Source organism: Alistipes sp. An116 (assembly GCF_002161005.1).
In the GTDB taxonomy this organism is placed as follows: Bacteria; Bacteroidota; Bacteroidia; order Bacteroidales; family Rikenellaceae; genus Alistipes; species Alistipes megaguti.
Genome location: NZ_NFLR01000014.1, coordinates 32,258 through 49,251 on the forward strand (window position 1 = coordinate 32,258; position 16,994 = coordinate 49,251).

At 63.4% G+C, this 16,994-nt stretch carries 11 protein-coding genes; all 11 read right to left on the reverse strand.

Annotated elements, in window-relative coordinates:
* Window positions 1-2 precede the first annotated feature (2 nt).
* The 11 genes from B5E60_RS09900 to B5E60_RS09950 all read right to left on the reverse strand — a co-directional run bounded on the left by B5E60_RS09900 (window position 3) and on the right by B5E60_RS09950 (window position 16,975).
* On the reverse strand, window positions 3-3,029 hold the full coding sequence (locus tag B5E60_RS09900; protein WP_087311335.1) for an efflux RND transporter permease subunit: 3,027 nt from the start codon (window positions 3,027-3,029) through the stop codon (window positions 3-5).
* 7 nt (window positions 3,030-3,036) lie between these two features.
* A complete protein-coding gene (locus tag B5E60_RS09905; protein ID WP_087311336.1) occupies window positions 3,037-4,071 on the reverse strand; it encodes an efflux RND transporter periplasmic adaptor subunit in 1,035 nt (344 codons plus the stop codon).
* Window positions 4,072-4,253: 182 nt separating this feature from the next.
* Window positions 4,254-5,363: a BT_3928 family protein gene (locus B5E60_RS09910; protein ID WP_087311337.1), complete on the reverse strand. Its 1,110-nt coding sequence runs from the start codon at window positions 5,361-5,363 to the stop codon at window positions 4,254-4,256.
* Window positions 5,360-6,046 carry a dTMP kinase gene (tmk, locus tag B5E60_RS09915; protein WP_087311338.1) on the reverse strand — a complete coding sequence of 229 codons (687 nt, stop codon included), beginning with the start codon at window positions 6,044-6,046 and terminating at the stop codon, window positions 5,360-5,362. The genes B5E60_RS09910 and tmk overlap by 4 nt, the downstream gene beginning before the upstream one ends.
* 350 nt (window positions 6,047-6,396) lie before the next feature.
* Window positions 6,397-7,632: an aminotransferase class V-fold PLP-dependent enzyme gene (locus B5E60_RS09920; protein ID WP_087311339.1), complete on the reverse strand. Its 1,236-nt coding sequence runs from the start codon at window positions 7,630-7,632 to the stop codon at window positions 6,397-6,399.
* Between the two features lie 70 nt (window positions 7,633-7,702).
* Complete coding sequence (locus tag B5E60_RS09925) at window positions 7,703-8,521, reverse strand: SufD family Fe-S cluster assembly protein (RefSeq protein WP_087311340.1); 819 nt, start codon at window positions 8,519-8,521, stop codon at window positions 7,703-7,705.
* Entirely contained in the window at window positions 8,521-9,273 is a 753-nt protein-coding gene (gene sufC, locus B5E60_RS09930) for a Fe-S cluster assembly ATPase SufC (protein WP_087311341.1), read from the reverse strand. Before sufC ends, B5E60_RS09925 begins: the two co-directional genes overlap by 1 nt.
* Before the next feature lie 164 nt (window positions 9,274-9,437).
* Window positions 9,438-10,016, reverse strand: coding sequence for a flavodoxin family protein (locus B5E60_RS09935; RefSeq protein ID WP_087311342.1), 579 nt, complete (start codon window positions 10,014-10,016; stop codon window positions 9,438-9,440).
* Between the two features lie 12 nt (window positions 10,017-10,028).
* On the reverse strand, window positions 10,029-11,474 hold the full coding sequence (gene sufB / locus B5E60_RS09940; protein ID WP_087311343.1) for a Fe-S cluster assembly protein SufB: 1,446 nt from the start codon (window positions 11,472-11,474) through the stop codon (window positions 10,029-10,031).
* Between the two features lie 149 nt (window positions 11,475-11,623).
* On the reverse strand, window positions 11,624-15,022 hold the full coding sequence (locus tag B5E60_RS09945; RefSeq protein WP_087311344.1) for a DUF4957 domain-containing protein: 3,399 nt from the start codon (window positions 15,020-15,022) through the stop codon (window positions 11,624-11,626).
* Between the two features lie 33 nt (window positions 15,023-15,055).
* Complete coding sequence (locus B5E60_RS09950; RefSeq protein WP_087311345.1) at window positions 15,056-16,975, reverse strand: RagB/SusD family nutrient uptake outer membrane protein; 1,920 nt, start codon at window positions 16,973-16,975, stop codon at window positions 15,056-15,058.
* Window positions 16,976-16,994 lie beyond the last annotated feature (19 nt).

The following is a 16,994-nucleotide window of genomic DNA, read 5'->3' on the forward strand; positions in this document are numbered from 1 at the left end:
GGTCATCGGATCCGGTAAAAGAGGGCATAGACTACGGGCAGGACGCAGATCGTCAGCAGCGTGGCCACGAGCAGTCCGCCCATGATCGTGGCGGCCATCGCGCCGAACATCGCATCGAAAAGCAGCGGCAGCATGCCGAGGATGGTGGTCCCCGAAGCCATCACCACGGGGACGATGCGGCTGCGCGTCGCCTCGACGAGCGCCTCGCGCGGCGTACGGCCCGCGGCCCGCAGCGTGTTGATCTGTTCGACCAGCACCACGGCGTTCTTGATGTTCATCCCGACGAGCCCCAGCAGCCCCAGCAGCGAGAAGAAGTTGAAGATCCGGCCCGTCACGGCCAGTCCGAAGACCACGCCGATGAAGATCAGCGGGATCATCAGCAGAATGACCACCGGCTCGCGGTAGTTGCGGAAGAGCAGCAGCAGCGTGATGAAGATCAGCACCAGCGTCAGCGGCAGGTAGCGGCCCAGTGCGGCGTTGGACTCCTGCTGGCTCTCCTGCTCGCCGAAGACGCGCATCGCATAGCCCGCGGGAAGGTCGACGGCACGGCGGAGGGAGTCCTTCAGTGCCGCGAAGAGCTGCATGGTGTTGACCCCGCGCACCGGGTCGCACTGCGCCTTCATCACCCGCTGGCGGTCAAAACGGCGGATCACCCCCGGGCGGAAGTCGAAGCGCACGCCGTCGGTCGCCTGCTCGATCGAGAAGACCCGCCCCGAAGGGTTGAAGATCGGCAACGACTGGAGGTTGGTCAGGTTATAGGCGGCGATATTCTCATCCTTGAGCAGGATGGGCAGCGTGAGGTCCCCCTCGCGGTACTGTCCGAGCGGATAGCCCTGCGTGGCGATGGTGATGCCGCGGGCCAGCTGGCTGCGCGTGATGCCGATGCGCTGCCCCTTCATCTGCGAGTAGAGCGGCTGCCAGGTCGGGATGCGGTTGCCCCAGCTGTTGCGGATGTTCGTAGCGCTGGGCGTACGGTGCATGACAGCCTCGGCCCGCGCCGTCAGGCGCCGCAGCGTATCGATGTTCCCGCCGATGAAGCCGAACTCGATCGCCGCATCCGGCACGGGCGAGAGCTTGAACAACGACGAGCGCAGCCACACGTCGGGGAACGTAGCGGTGACCCAGCCGTCGAAACGCTCCTCGACGGCGGCCGTCTGACGGCTGTCGTGGAGCTCGACGAGCAGGTTGCCGAAATTGGGCCGCTGCGACGAGGTGCCGCTGGCCAGGTAGTAGCGCGGCGGCGTAGCACCGGCCGTCCACGAGACGAACTTCACCTCGGGCTGTTCGTGCAACCACGCCTCCATCCGTTCGAGCTGTTGCTCCGTATCGTGGATGTTGTACCCCTCGGGCAGCAGCACGTCGGCCCGGAAGTAGGGTTTGTCGAGCGCCGGGAAGAAATTCTGCGGCATGCGGCCCATGACGGCCAGCGACACGACAAAGAGTGCGGCCACCGCGGCAACGGTCGCCCAGCGGTGGCGCAGCAACGCATCGAGCAGGCGGTCGAAGGCCCGGTAGAAGCGCGTATCGTAGGGATCGCGCCGGGCCGGGGCGACCTGCAGCAGCCGCACGCCGAAGAGCGGCGTCTGGGTCAGGGCCAGCACCCAGCTCAGCAGCAGCGAGAAGGCCACCACAACGAAGAGCGGCCGCACAATCTCGGCCACGGACGACGGGGCCAGATAGAGCGGAAGAAACGAGAAGATGGCAATCAGCGTAGCCCCCAGCAGGCTCCAGCGCGGGGCCGTGGCCCCGGTGATGAAGGCCTCGCGGCACGCCGCGCCGCGCCGCATCGCCTGACGCGCGTTATCCGTGACGACGATGGCGTTGTCGACCAGCATGCCCATGGCGATGATGAAGCCCGCCAGCGAGGTGCGGTTCAGCCCCTCGCCCGCAAACTGCATCAGCAGCAGCGTGCCGCCGATCGAAAAGAGCAGCGACGTGCCGATGAGCACCCCCGGGCGCAGCCCCATCACCAGCATGATGACCGCCACGACGATGGCCACCGACTCGACCAAATTCCACAGGAAGGTGCGCGTCGCCTCGCGGGCGATGCGGTTCTCGGGGTAGAGCACCGTGAGCTCCATGCCGAAGGGCATTTCGCCGCGCAGTTCGGCCAATCGGGCGTCGATCCGCTCACCGACACGCACCACGTCGCTCCCCGATTCGGTCGAGATGCCGATTCCCACCGCCCGGCGTCCGTCGACGCGCATCAGCGTCTGCGGCGGATCGGCATAGCCGCGTTCGATGCGGGCCAGGTCGCCCAGGCGGTACTGCCGGCCCGAGGAGGAGATCAGCAGCTGATTCTCCAGATCGTCGAGCGAATGGTAGGTGCCGTCCTCCAGGATGCGGATCTGCAGCTCGCCGGCCTGCTTCTCGCCGCTGTCGACCAGGGTGTTCTGCTGGCCGATCGTCGCGACGATCGTCTCGGGGCGGATCGCAAAGTTGGCCAGCGCCGAGAGGCTCACGTAGACGTTCACCACGGGGCTCTGCTCGCCGAAGAGGGTCACCTTCTGCACCCCGTCGAGCGTCACCAGCTCGCGTTTCAGCCGCTGGGCCCAGTCGCGCAGCTCGGTCAGCGTGAAGCCCTCGTCGGCCGAGAGGCCGTAGTAGATGCCGTAGACGTCGCCGAAGTCGTCAGCCACCGCAATAGCCGAGGCCCCCGAAGGCAGCTGCGGCTGGATGTCGAGCGCCTTGCGGCGCAGTTCGTCCCACAGCTGCGGGATCTCTCGCGACGGGGTGCCCGGGTCGAGTTCGACCAGGATCCGCGAACGTCCGTAGTGTGATTCGGAGGTGATCTTGTGGATGCGGCGCATCGACTGCACCTCGCGTTCGATGGGTTCGGTGACGAGCTCCTCGACCTCCTGCGGCGTCGCCCCCGGGTAGGAGCACATCAGCAGGGCACTCTTGATGACAAAGGTCGAATCCTCCTTCTTGCCCAGGCGCAGAAAGCCCGCCACGCCCCCGACCAGAAGCAGGGCGAGAAAGAAACCGACGACGCGGCCGTTGCGCAGCGAATAGGTAGTGAGATTCATGGCCCGATCAGTTGAGAATCCGTACCTCTTCGCCCTCCGTCAGGCGGTAGACCCCCGCCGTGACGACCCGCTCGCCGGGCTGCACGCCGCGGTCGATCACCACACGGTCGCGACCGAAAAGCTCGCCCAGCGTCACGGCCCGCCGCGTCACCCGGTCGGCCGCACCCACGATCCAGACGTAGGTCCCGCCCTCGGCCGGAGCGCAGACCGCCGTCAGCGGCAGCGACACGGCATCCGCCACCGGATCGGCACTCTGCATCGTAATCGTGCACGACATGCCGGGCGAGATGCGCCACCGCAACGGATCGGGATTCTCCAGCCGCAGCGACACCGGAAATCCCGAGGCGTCGGACGAGGTCTGGGCGTAATCCTTCAGCCGGGCGGGGATCGTCACCCCGCGGTAGTTGTCGAAACGCACCACGAAGCGCGTCGTCGTGTCGCGCAGCGCATCCAGCGCACTCTCGGGCAGGGTGAACTGCACGGTCGTCGTCACGGGATTGACCAGCCGCACGATCGACTGTCCGGCCTGCACCCGCTCGAAATTGTCGACGTACGTACGCTCGATCACCCCGGCGAAGGGGGCCTTCAGACGGGTTTCGTCCAGCAGGTCGAGCGTATTCTCGTAGGTTGACCGCGCCTGGGCGTAGCGTGTGTCGGCCGCCTCGGCCTCCTGCCGCGAAACGGCTTCGTGCGACAGCAGCCGCTGCATGCGCTCACGCACCGAACGCGCCTCCTCGAAGGCCGAACGCGTCGCCGTGACCTGCAGTTCGACATCCCGCGGATCGAGTTCGGCCAGCAACGCCCCCCGTTCGACCCGTTCGCCCTTCGATACGGCCACGCGCAGCACCTGGCCCGAGAGTTTGAAGGCCAGCGTGACGGCATCGTCCGGCGTGGCCAGACCGGCAAAATCCTTTTCCAGGGTGTGGGCCGCAGCCGCCGTGGTGACCTTCACCGGACGCGGAGCCGTCGCTACCGACGCTCCGCGGCGTGAACACCCGCCGGCCAGCAGCGGCAAAAGCAGATAACAGAGAATGTGGCGCATGGGATGAGTTCGATTTCATGGATCGACCTCTCCCCGTCCGGGCTCCGATGCCGGGATTCCGACCGCGGCTTCACCGTGCGGAGATCCCCCGCAAACGGAAGGCCCCTCAAAAAGAAAAGTCGACCTCCCGTCGGAAGGTCAACTTTCATACCACAAGCCCCGCCGGGCCCCCTCGCGCGCCTCTACGGACGAATATCGCGACAGTTCTGCTTAGCCGTGATGGTGCCGTCGTCGAGCGTCACCAGTCCGCATTCGGCCCGCAGCATGGTCTTCATCGTCGAGGCGTCGATGTTGTAGCAGGGCACCCCGCCCGTACCGAAATCGTGCGTCATCGCCCCGTGGAGCAGGTCGGGGGTCAGGCAGACCACCCACGCACCTTCGCTGCGGGCCCGCTCGACCAGTTCGGCCATCCGGCGGGTGCAACGCTTCGACTGCCGCTCGAAATCCGTCACGCAGAGCATGTAGACCCTCCCCGGGCGGGTGATCACCTCCAGCGTGGCGTCGCGACCTGCGGCATCACGCAGCGCAAACTCACTCACCAGCGGACGGACGGACGGTACATCGCTCGTCGTGCGCGTATCGACCCACTCCCACTTCGTATCGTCCTGCCACTCGGGATCCTCCAGCGAGAACTCCCGCTCCTCACCCGTCGCCCGGTTGCGGTAGACGAGCACCGTCTCCGATTCGTCCGGAGCCTCGTCCGGAGCCTGCATCGCCTCGTGGATGTTCACCCCCACCTTGTAGGGCAGGAAGTCGATCAGCGGCAGGTGAATGTAACAGTAGTAGCCCAGATACATCGACAGGCAGAAGAACGTGCAGGTCAGCACGATCTCCATGGGTTTGAAGGCAAAGACCTTGTCCGGGCGGTAACGCCACCACACCACCAGCGCCATGGGCAGCAGCACGACATTCTTGGCAAAGGTCTCCCATGGCGTCAAACGCAGTGCATCGCCGAAGCAGCCGCAATCCTCGACCGGAAGCACCGTGGCGCTCAGCAGCGTCAGCACCGTAAAGAAGGTCATCGACAGCACCGCAAAGATCGAAATCAGCCGGATACGCACCTTGAACAACAGCATGCAGCCCATCATCAGTTCGGCGCCGCACAACCAGATCGAGAAGGTCATGGCCGCCGGATCGAGCCACTCCATGCCGTAGATCGAGAGGTATTCGCTCACCTTGAGTGCCGTGCCCCACGGGTCGATCACCTTCGTGAAACCCGACAGGATGAACGTGCAGGCCAGAATGAGCCGGCAGATGTTCGCCACAATCTTGAATGTTCGCGTCCCTCTCATCGTGCGTCGATTATCGGGGCCAGCACCCCGCGGATTTTTTCAAAGATACGTTCCGGGCTCTCCATCGCACCGCTCGAATCGCCGCACTCCACGACGCACAGTTTCGCATCGCGCGCCGCCATCGAGAGGTAGACCTCGCGCACGCGGCGCTGCAGATCGAGGGCATCCTCGTGGATGTCGCGCCCGCCGTGGAGGTAGTCGCGGTCGGCACCCTCGCGCGTCTCGGCGAGTTTGCGCTCGGTGAAGGCGAAGGGAACATCGAGGAAGAGCGACACGTCGGGACGCGGCAGCGCATTGTGGCCGAACTCCAGGTCGAGGATCCACCGCGCCAGACGGTCACGCTCCTCTCCGGCCGGAAGTTTCGCACACTGGTAACCGACGTTCGACCAGACGTAACGGTCGAGAATCACAGCCCGGCCCGCAGCCAGCCAGCCGCGGATCATCCCGGCGGCCTCGGCCCGGTCGCCGGCGTAGAGCAGCGCCACCAGATAGGGGTTCACCTCGTCCACACCCCCGAACTCACCCCTGAGAAAACGAGCGATCAGATCGCCGTAGACCGGCGCATCGAAACGCGGGAAATGGACGTATTCGCTCTCCACGCCACGCTCCGCAAAGAGTTGGCGCAGCATCCCGATCTGGGTCGACTTGCCGGCCCCGTCCAGACCTTCGAGTACGATGAACATAGGCTTCTACCGTTTATTTCGTTTGTTGTTGCTTCCGAGTTTTTCCGGGGTCAGATCCCTTGCCGTCGGGTCTCCCCCATCGGGACCTTTCCGTTCCGGCCCCCTTTTATCCGGGCCCTTTTGTCCGGGTCCCTCTATCCAGGGTCCCTTTGTCCGGGCCCCCTTGTCGGGTTCCTTTGGTCCGGGTCCCTTTGGTCCGGGCCCCGGTTCTGCCCTCTCCGGTCGGGACTCTTGCCTGCCCCCGCCGGGCCTCTTGTCCCCACCCGGCGGATCTCCTGTCTCCTCCCGGCCGGAACTCCAGCTTGCCCCGCCGGGTCACTTGTCTCCTCCCGGCCGTCCCCGTCGGAGGGTCAGTTGCGCAGCATGCGGACGGCACGCTCGACGCCGGCGGCCAATGCGTCGATCTCCGACGCCGTATTGTACAGCGCCAGCGACACGCGGCACATGCCCGTGATGCCGAAGTGGTCCATGACCGGTTCGGCACAGTGGTGCCCCGTCCGGACGGCGATACCCAGTTTGTCGAGGATCATCCCCACGTCGTAATGGTGGGCCCCCTCGATGTTGAACGACACGATGCCGCATTTGTCCGCCGTCTCTCCGTAGATGCGCAGCCCCGGGATGGCCGAAAGGCGCTCCTCGGCCCGCTGCCGCAGCATCGTCTCGTGGGCCTCGATCTCCGCGGCGTCGAACCGCGAAAGGAACCGGATGGCCTCGCCCAGCCCGATGGCCCCGATGAAATTGGCCGTGCCGGCCTCGAACTTCAGCGGAACCGGAGCGTAGGTCGTACGGGCAAAGGTCACCCGGTCGACCATGTCACCTCCGCCGAAGAAGGGCGGCATCCGTTCGAGCAGTTCCCGTTTGCCGTACAGGACGCCGATGCCCGTCGGGCCGTAGAGTTTGTGGCCCGAAAAGGCGTAAAAGTCGCAATCCAGCGCCCGTACGTCGACGCCGCCGTGGACCACCCCCTGACAGCCGTCGACCACCGCAACGGCACCCACGGCGTGGGCCGCCTCGATGACGGGCCGCAGGTCGGGCCGCGTGCCCAGCGTATTCGATGCCTGCGTAACGGCCACCACGCGCGTGCGCTCGTCGATGAGCGTCGGGAGCAGATCCGTGCGCAGCGCCCCCCGGTCGTCGATCGGGAGCATCCGCAACTCGGCACCCCGCCGCTGGGCCACCAGCTGCCACGGCACCAGATTCGAATGGTGCTCCATCTCGCTCACCACGATGTTGTCCCCCGCCCCGACGAACGTATCGCCCCAGGCGTAGGCCACCGTATTGAGCGACGCCGTGGCGCCGGCCGTAAAGACCACCTCCTCCTTCTCGGCCGCACCGATGAAGTCGGCAATGCGCCGACGCGCCTCTTCGTAGAGCTCCGTGGCCTGCTCCGAAAGCAGATGAACGCCCCGATGGATGTTGGCATTCAGGTGGCGGTTGAGCCAGTCGATCCGCTCCAGCACCTGCTGCGGCTTCTGGGCCGTAGCGCCGCTGTCGAGGTAGATCAACGGCTTGCCGTAGACCTTCTCCCCAAGGATCGGAAACTCCCCGCGTATCTTTTCGACATCGAATCTCTCCTTTGTCCCCATGTCACTTGTCTGCTTGTTCGCTTCGTTATTCTTTTCTTTGCCGGGCCGACCCCTCCTCTCCGGAGGCCCGCTACCGCTCCAGCTTCGCAGCGGCCAGCCGCATGAGTGCCTCACCCAGCGGCTCGACACCGCACCGACGCACGATGTCTCCCACGAAGCCCTCGATCTGAAGGGCCCGGGCCTGCGCTTCGCTCAGGCCGCGCTGCCGCATGTAGAGGATCGCTTCCGAATCCATCTGCCCGACCGTCGCACCGTGCGAACACTTCACGTCGTCGGCATAGATCTCCAGCTGCGGCATCGTCTCGATACGGGCCTTCTCGCTCAGCAGCACGTTGCGGCTCTGCTGCCGCGCATCCGTCCGCTGGGCGTCGGGCGCCACGTAGACCAGTCCCGAGAACTCGCCCACCGCCTCGTCATCGGCCACTCCCTTGATGCACGAGACGCTCGTGCAGTCGGGGACGTTGTGCGCCGTGTGGAGCCGTACCACGCAATGCTCCTTCTCCGTAGCGAGGAAGACGCCGTTGAGCTCGTTCGAGGCTCCGCGGCCGTTCAGGTCGATGCGGTACGAGGCGTTGGCGCTCGACAGTTCGACCGTCGTCACGCGGCAGCAGCTCCGCTCTCCCTGCCGAAGGGCTATTTCAGCAAAAGTCTCTCCCAGAAAAATCTCCGTCAGGTCCAGTTGCGCCCCTTCGGCCAGTTCGACGTCAAGCCGCGCAACGCCCGCCTTCGTATGGAGCACCACCAGTTGCGCCGCAGCCCCGGCCGTGAGCTCCACCCGCAGGTGGTCGGGATCCGCCGCCGCATAGGCCTGCGGTACCGGCGTCTCGACCCGGAAAAGCTCCGGACCCGCCTTGCGCAACTCGCCGATAATCTCCAGAATCCGCTCCATCACTTGTCGTATTGGTTGATCAGCCAGTCGTAGCCCTCCCGTTCGAGTTTCAGCGCCAGCGTCTTGTCTCCCGTATAGATGATCCGCCCCTTGTAGAGCACGTGCACCACGTCGGGCACAATGTAATCCAGCAGCCGCTGGTAGTGCGTGATGACCACCGTGGCGTTCTCCGCCGTATGGAGCTTCGTAACGCCCGTGGCTACGATCCGCAGCGCGTCGATATCCAGTCCCGAGTCGGTCTCGTCCAGGATGGCCAGCTTCGGATCGAGCATCGCCATCTGGAAGATCTCGTTCTTCTTCTTCTCACCGCCCGAGAAACCCTCGTTCACGGCCCGCGACGTGAGTTTCGACGACAGCTCGACCACGGCGCTCTTCTCCTTCATCAGGTGCAGGAACTCCGCGGCCGACAGCGGCTCCTCACCGCGGTACTTGCGCTGCTCGTTGACGGCCATCTTCATGAAGTTGGCCATCGTCACCCCGGGGATCTCCACCGGATACTGGAAGCCGAGGAACAACCCCAGCCGCGCCCGATCCTCGATCGACATCGCGAGCAGGTCGTGACCCAGAAACTCCACGGAGCCCTCGGTGACCGTAAACTTCTCGTTGCCGGCCAGCACCGAGGCCAGCGTCGACTTGCCCGAACCGTTCGGGCCCATGATGGCGTGCACCTCACCGGCCTTCACCTCGAGGTTAATGCCCCGCAGGATCTCCTTGCCATCAACCGTCGCGTGTAGATTTTTTACGCTTAGCATATTCTGTATCTATTCTCTAAATTTCGTTTGTTATCTCTTTTCCGGCGGTCGTTTCCCGCACCCTGCGGCCGTTTCCCGCACCCGGCGGCTGTTTCCCGCGCCCTGCGGCCGCGGATTCAAATCCGTCTCGGCCGCCGGACTTCGCCTTGTCGCTTCTCGGGTTCCTACGCCCGGCAGAACTTTCCGCCCAGTCTCCGGCATTTCGAAACCTCCCGGGCCGTCAGCTCCGGATGCTTCCGGCAGCCGCCCTTGCCCAGCGTCCCGACAACCCGGAAGCCGCTCCAGCGGAAAATCTCCCGCAGCGAGCGGAAAACCCCGCTCGTCTGGTGGAACCACACGCTGAACGGCCAGGCCGTATTGCATGTGGCCACCATCACCGCCCGTTTCCCCTTGTGCAACGGAACGGGCAATCCTCCCTCCCGGTCCTCCATCAGCGCATAAACCATTCGATCGAACAGCACCTTCAACTCGCCGCTCATGCCGCCCCAGTAGCAGGGCGATCCTACCACCAGCGCATCTGCCCCGCGAAGGGCCTCCGCCACGCGGTGCGCATCGTCCTCGGCCAGCACACACCGGTGCAACGACCGGCATTTCATACATCCGCAGCACGGTCTGACGGTCAGATCGTGAACGAAGAGGCGCTCCACCTCAACCCCTTCGGGCATTCCGGCAATCACCTCGTCGAGCATCCGCGACACCAGTCCGCTGCGGCGCGGGCTTCCGTTCAAAACAACGACTTTCATCTACCCGATCGTTTATCCCACCGTGCCCTCCAGCTGCAGGGCCAGCAGTTTCTGCGCCTCGACGGCAAACTCCATCGGCAGCTTCGCCAGCACCTCCCGCGCGTAGCCGTTGACGATCAGTCCCACGGCATCCTCGGTCGACAGCCCGCGCTGGTTGCAGTAGAAAAGCTGGTCGTCCGAAATCTTCGACGTCGTGGCCTCGTGTTCGACCACCGCCGTGCGGTTGCGGCTGTCGATCACCGGGAAGGTGTGGGCACCGCACCGGTCACCGATCAGCAACGAATCGCACTGCGAGTAGTTCCGCGCATGCTCCGCCCCCCTGGCCACGCGCACCAGCCCGCGGTAGGAGTTCTCGCTCTGTCCGGCCGAGATGCCCTTCGAGACGATCCGGCTCCGCGTGTTGCGGCCGATGTGGATCATCTTCGTGCCGGTATCGGCCTGCTGGCAGTTGTTGGTCATCGCCACCGAATAGAACTCCCCGACCGAGTTGTCACCGGCCAGAATGCAGCTCGGATATTTCCACGTGATGGCCGAACCCGTTTCGACCTGCGTCCACGACAGTCGTGCGTTCTCGCGGCACAGACCGCGCTTGGTCACGAAGTTGTAGACGCCGCCGCGCCCCTCCCGGTCGCCCGGGTACCAGTTCTGCACGGTCGAGTACTTCACCTCGGCGTCGCGCTCGACGACGATCTCCACCACGGCGGCATGCAGCTGGTTTTCGTCACGCTGCGGCGCCGTGCACCCTTCGAGGTAGCTCACGTAGGCACCCTCGTCGGCCACGATCAGCGTCCGCTCGAACTGCCCCGTCCCGGCGGCATTGATGCGGAAGTAGGTCGACAGCTCCATCGGGCACCGCACCCCCTTCGGGATGTAGCAGAACGAGCCGTCGGAGAAGACCGCGGCGTTCAGCGCGGCGTAGAAGTTGTCCGTGTAGGGGACGACGCTTCCGAGGTACTTCCGCACCAGATCGGGGTGGTCGCGCAGTGCCTCCGAAATCGAGCAGAAGATGATCCCCTTCTCGGCCAGTGTCTCCTTGAAGGTGGTCTTCACCGACACGGAGTCCATCACCGCATCGACGGCCACCCCCGACAGCGCCATCTGCTCCTCGAGCGGAATGCCCAGCTTGTCGAACGTGCGTTTCAATTCGGGGTCGACTTCGTCCATCGAACCCAGCTTCTTGCGGGCCTTCGGCGCCGCGTAGTAGATGATATCCTGAAAGTCGATCTCCGGGATCCTGAGATGTGCCCACGTCGGGGGCTCCAGCGTCAGCCAGTGGCGGTAGGCCGCCACACGGCGCTCGGTCATCCACTCCGGTTCGCCCTTCTTGGCGGAGATCAGCCGCACGACCTCTTCCGAGAGCCCCTTGCCGATGGTTTCGGTCTCGATCGCCGAGGTAAAGCCGTACTTGTATTCCTGTTCTCCGAGGTTTTCCAGTATCTCTTTTTCGTTCTCTGCCATTGCTTGCAAAATATCGAGCAAAGATACAAATTCTAATCCGAATTTCATAATACTGCCTTCAAAACCGGTGCCGCAGACCCCTTTCGGCCCGCCGGGGCACAAAAAAGGGCGTGGATTGCTCCACGCCCCGTTCTCCCGGCAGGGATCGGCTATTTCTCGTAAACAATCACCACCTTGCCTACCTCGACGTTGGTCGATTTGTCGGTGTAGTCGATGCGGAAGTTGTCGGTCGCCACTCCCGCCGCAGCGAAATCGAACGTGATCGTCTCCGACTTCTCGCCGGCAGGCTCAACGGCGGCCAGCGTCGTTCCGTCGTATGTACACTTCAGCATCGCCGGATCGCGCGTCGAATTAGGATAAACCGTGATCGACTTGATCTTGCCCATGCCCGAACCGGCCACGTGCGTCTCGGCCTTGCCCTTGTTGAAGTACCAGACAATGTTCTTCGCGGCATCGGTGCTGTAATAGACGTTGCCCGTGAAGGTGATCGTCGAGGCGCCCGAATCGTCGGTGGCCGTCCAGGTCGAATCCTCCTCCTTCCAGCTCGTCGGCAGCCCCGAGATATTTGTCGACAGCACGCCGGCCGTACCCGTAAGGGTCATCGTATACTCCTTCGTGGAGGGTACCGTCGAGGGATCCGGCTCCCACGAAAGCGCGTAGATGTTGATCGTATTGTAGCAGTAGATGTAGATCATCGTCTCGCCCGTCAGATCCGTAAAGGTCACCGTCTTGGGCTCGCCGGACGACGACGTCGGGCAGGCCTCCTTCAGATACTCCTTGCCGTTGGCACTCACGCCTACCTCTCGATCGGGATCTGAACCGCTGCTCGAAATGGCCTTCAGCGTCAGCGTACCGTTGCCGTTCACGCGCAGAGCCAGGGCACGGGCCGACGGCGTCACGCCCGAAAGCGTACTCTTGCCGTTGAACTTGATCCGGTTCACCGGTTCACCGGAGCTGCCGACCGAATGTTCGATGGTCATCGGTTTGGCCGGATCGGTAACCAGGAACTGCAGGTTGCCATAAACGGTCGTCTCCTTGATATCACCGGCCGGGAAGACCTCGGCATCGGAGAAGTCCCAGGTATGGTTGGTCAGGATGGTCGTCAGTACCTCGTTGATCTTCAACGGCAGGCTGGCTGCCTGAGAATCCGTCCAGTTAAGCGAGCCCTCGGCCGCCTTGGCTACCACCGTCACCGTATAGTTGCCCGCCTTCAGAGCCGCTACCGTCGAGGCCGAAATCTCATACGTCGGCGTCTCTACGGTCTGCGTCTTGCCGTTGAAGGTCACCTCATAGGCGGCGGCATTCGGTACGGCGTTCCAGCTGACGGTCACGGCCTGCGACGTGCCCTGATCCAGCGAAGGAAGTTCCGTGGTCGTGAAGACCGGCGTCTCGAGCACCTTCGGCTCGCCGCCCGATACCACCTCGAGCGACCACTCCAGCGCCTCGAGCTCAACAGGCGAGCAGCTGCAGATGTAGATCATCGTCTCGCCCTGGATGTCGCCGAAGCCGAACTTGCTCTGCGAACCGTCGGCCGGAAGCGCATAGCGCGAACCGTTGACGATCAGCTCCATGTGTTTGTTGTAGCCGGCATCCGACGGCGTGATGAGCACCGACCCCGGTACGCTCACCTTGAAGGCCAGCGCATTGTTCGTCGGCTCGTCCACGGGCGAGAAGGTCGAGGCGGCCGAGAACGAAATCGTTCCGTTCCCCGTAATGGCCATCGGAGCCTCCGCGTCGTTGACCAGGAACTGCAGGTTGCCCAGAATCCGGTTGCGGTCGATCGTCTGTGCCTCGAAGGTCTCCGGATCGGCGAAGTTCCAGACCGTAGCCTCGGTGATGGCGTTGAGCTCCGTCTGCTCCGGGATGACCGGCGCCACGGCATTCCACCAGCGCGGGTCTCCCACGCGTACCGACGCGATCTCGCCGTTCACCAGATAGAACTTGCCCCGCTCCGAAGCCTCGCACGGATCCTCCGAAAGCACCTTGCTGCCGTTGACCAGGATCAACTCCGGAGTCAGGTCCAGATTCGACGCATAGAAGAAGCCCTCCTTCTTATCCGCATTGTCGTAGTAGTTGAAGAAGTAGTTTGCCGACAGGGTCGGAACGACGGCATCCGAATAGTTCGAAATGAACGAGAAATCCTTGGAGGCCAGATATTCATTCAGAATCAGGTTGTTCGAAACCGTGAAGTTCTCCGTGGTCAGCCCCGTGGCACGCAGGCAGATCAGACCCTTGCGGTTGGTCGCCAGCGAGAAGTTCGAAATCGTGTTGTTGCTGACGGTCACCTTGCCCGGGATCGTACCGCGCTGCATGAAGAGGAAGCCGCGGCCGCCGTTGTAGAACGTCGAATTGACAACCGAAACCTCATGGTAGGTACCGAACCGGAAGTCGATCGCATCACCGCCGTCTCCCGCAATGTCGTGCATGTAGAGTCCGTCGAAGGTCATCTTCTGGACATCGATGCCGTTGTCCGCCTGATCGAGCGTCTCGGCAATCACACCCTTCGTGTAGTTATATACCTCGCAGTTCTTGACCGTCAGGTTCTCGATCTTGACATTGGCCGACTCGATCGCAACAACCGATCCGCCGCCGTTGCCGTTGAGCACGAGATCCTCCAGGTGGAACGAATAGGCCGCCGTGCCGACTCCCAGTTTGGCGGCAAGGCCGATTACGGTCGGCTTCTTACCCTCGGTGGAGGTCTGACCGTAGATGGCCAGATCCTGCGTGAGCGCCGTGCTCAGGGCATTGGTCGAACCGGCCGGCTCGCTCGGAGGCGTCACGTCGTAGGGGGTTTCCGTGTTGGTCAGCAGGATCCGGGTGGCGCCGTCGGTTACCAGACGCAGCAGCTCCTCGGCCGTTGCAGCCTCGGAGGCGCCCTCCGTATCGGGACGCGTCCAGACATCCTGACCGCCGCGAACCGCACTGTTGTAGCAAACCGTAATGAAGTACTCCGTCGAGGGTTTCAGCCCCGAGATCGTCGCCTCGGCCTGTGCGATCTGATCCTCCGACAGATCCAGCCGGACAGGCTCCTCGGCCGTCGCGGCTACCGGCGTAGCCAGCAGGTGCGACACGAAGTCGTCCTGATCCCACGTCAGCGTCACCGACTCGGAGGTGCGCGCCGTAACCACCGGATTCAGCGGCGACATGATGGCGTAGGTCGTCATCGGGCCCACGATGGCCACCTTTGACGGCGCCGTGCGCTCGTTCGAACTGAAGGCCTGGACTGTTGCGTAGTATTCCTTCTCGACCTCCAGATCGAGCGTCACCGGAAGATCCGTCGGCTGGATATCACTCCGCGTCGTGACCTTCTGCGTCAGCCCCTCGTCCGAATAGACCACTACCTCGTAGGTGTCCGTCGTGCGGACATCCCACGTCAGACGGATCTGGTTGCCCGTCGTCAGGACCGATCCCATGACATTCAACGGCATCAGCGCCCGATCGAGCACCAGTTCGTCATTAATGCCGTCCGGATCGTCCGAACAGCCGCCCAGTCCTGCCGTGGCGATCAGCAGCAGGCCGGACATCCATTTGCGAAATATGCTTTTCATAATCGTTTGTTCTGTTTTGATGCGGTCAACCTGTTAATATCCGTAGTCGTTGCGGATCTGACCCTGCGAGTTGTCGACCACACTCTGGAAGATGGGCCAGTACTGACGCGTATTGGGATCCCGGTCGTAGAGGCGGTCGATCTCCGCCTGCGTAAACTTCGGACTGTCGGTCTTCGAGGCACACGGCATGTAGCGCGCTACGGCACCCTTCGAATCGGTGTAGGGAATCCACGTGTTGTCGGTCGGCGCCGTCTGCTCGTCGGGCAGCAGGCCGTACATCTCCAGCTTCGTGCCGTCCACCTTGTAGTAGATATAGCCGTCACCCTGCGAGAGGTAGCTGAAATCACCCGACCAGTTGTTCAGGTCGCTGATCTTCTGCTTCGTCTCGTCCATCTTCGTCTTGAGCAGGTTCCAGCGGATCAGGTCCGTCTTGCGCAGCATCTCGCCCACGAACTCCAGCGCACGCTCCTTGACAAGGGCTTCGAACATCGCGTCGGCCGAGCCGATCGCATTGACATACACCTGGGCCATCTGCTCGTTGCCGGCATAGGCACGCTTGCGGACCTCCAGCAGGTAATTCTTCGCGTTGTTCAGACCGCCGCCGTCGACATCCGAGCACGACTCGTGGATCGCACACTCGGCCGCCATCAGATAGACGTCCGAAAGACGCATGTAGGGCGGTTTGAAGCCGTCGTCGTTACCGCCGCTGTAGGGATAGTTCTCCATCCACTCGTAGCGGTACTTGCCGAAGAACCACTGGTCGATGCCGGCCAGCTGCGGCGCGGCGGTCGACCCCGAGACGTACTCCCACTCGAAGTTCACGCAGCTCACGTCGCGGCGCGTATCCTGCTTCTCATACTCGAACCAGAAGGTGGGTACCGGACCGACATTGCCGCCACGGCTCGACGTTCCGGCCGATGCTCCGAGATACTGGTCCGTACCCGGGTGCGGAATGGCGAACGAGTAGTTCCAGCGTCCGCGGTTGTTGCCGTAGGGGAAGATCCACAGCACCTCGCGGCCCGTACCGGCCGACGTGCGGTCGAAGTTGTTCAGGTCGCGCCACAGCTGCTCGTAGTTCGGATAGAGCGACATGCCGCTGTTGCGGATCACATCCACGCAGGCGGCCAGCGCCTTCGGGTAGAGGACCTCCTTCTGCAGTTCGGGATCCGACGAGAGGCGGATCGAACCCGGATCACCCGTTCCGACGGCTCCGTCGGCCGGACGAAGCGCATAGCCCGAAGCCATCAGCGCCAGACGCGCGTAGAGTCCCTTGGCAAAGGCCCGGCTTACACGGTCGGTCGTCGTGGCATGGCCCTGACCCGGCCACGGCAGGTAGTCCCACGCCTCCTGCAGGTCGCCCAGGATCTGCTTGAAGATCACGTCGCGGCTCGTCTTCGGAATGTAGATGTCGTCGCTGATGGGCTCCGTACGGAAGGGAACGTCGCCCCACGCACGGATCAGGTCGTAGTACATCACCGCACGCAGCGTCAGCGCCTCACCCAGCAGGTAGGCCATGTCGGGGTTGTTGGCCACGTCGCCGTACTGGCGCAGGTTCTTGATGTTGAGGTTCGCCCGCTCGATGGCCGTATAGTAGGGCGAATAGGCGTCGGCACTCGAGCCCGAAGTGTTCATCTCGCCGTTGGTCGGCAGCAGGTTGTAGCCGTAGATGGCCTGACGGTTGTCGTTGTTCACCTTCTCGGTATCGTTACTCCAGTTGTTGGCCCACTCGATGTCGGAGTTCAGACCCACGTAGGGATGGTAACGTCCGCGGTGGTTCGCCTTCTCCAGCAAGGCCTGCGTGATACCGAAGTTGCAACCTTCGGCCAACTCGTAGTTCGAGAAGACGGTCTCGGTATCGAACGACGATTTGGTCTCCGTCTCCAACAGGTCGGCGCAGGCCGTCAGTGCACCCGCTCCCGACAATACGAACATATATTTGATCAGTGTTTTCATACTCGTTTGGAAAATTTGC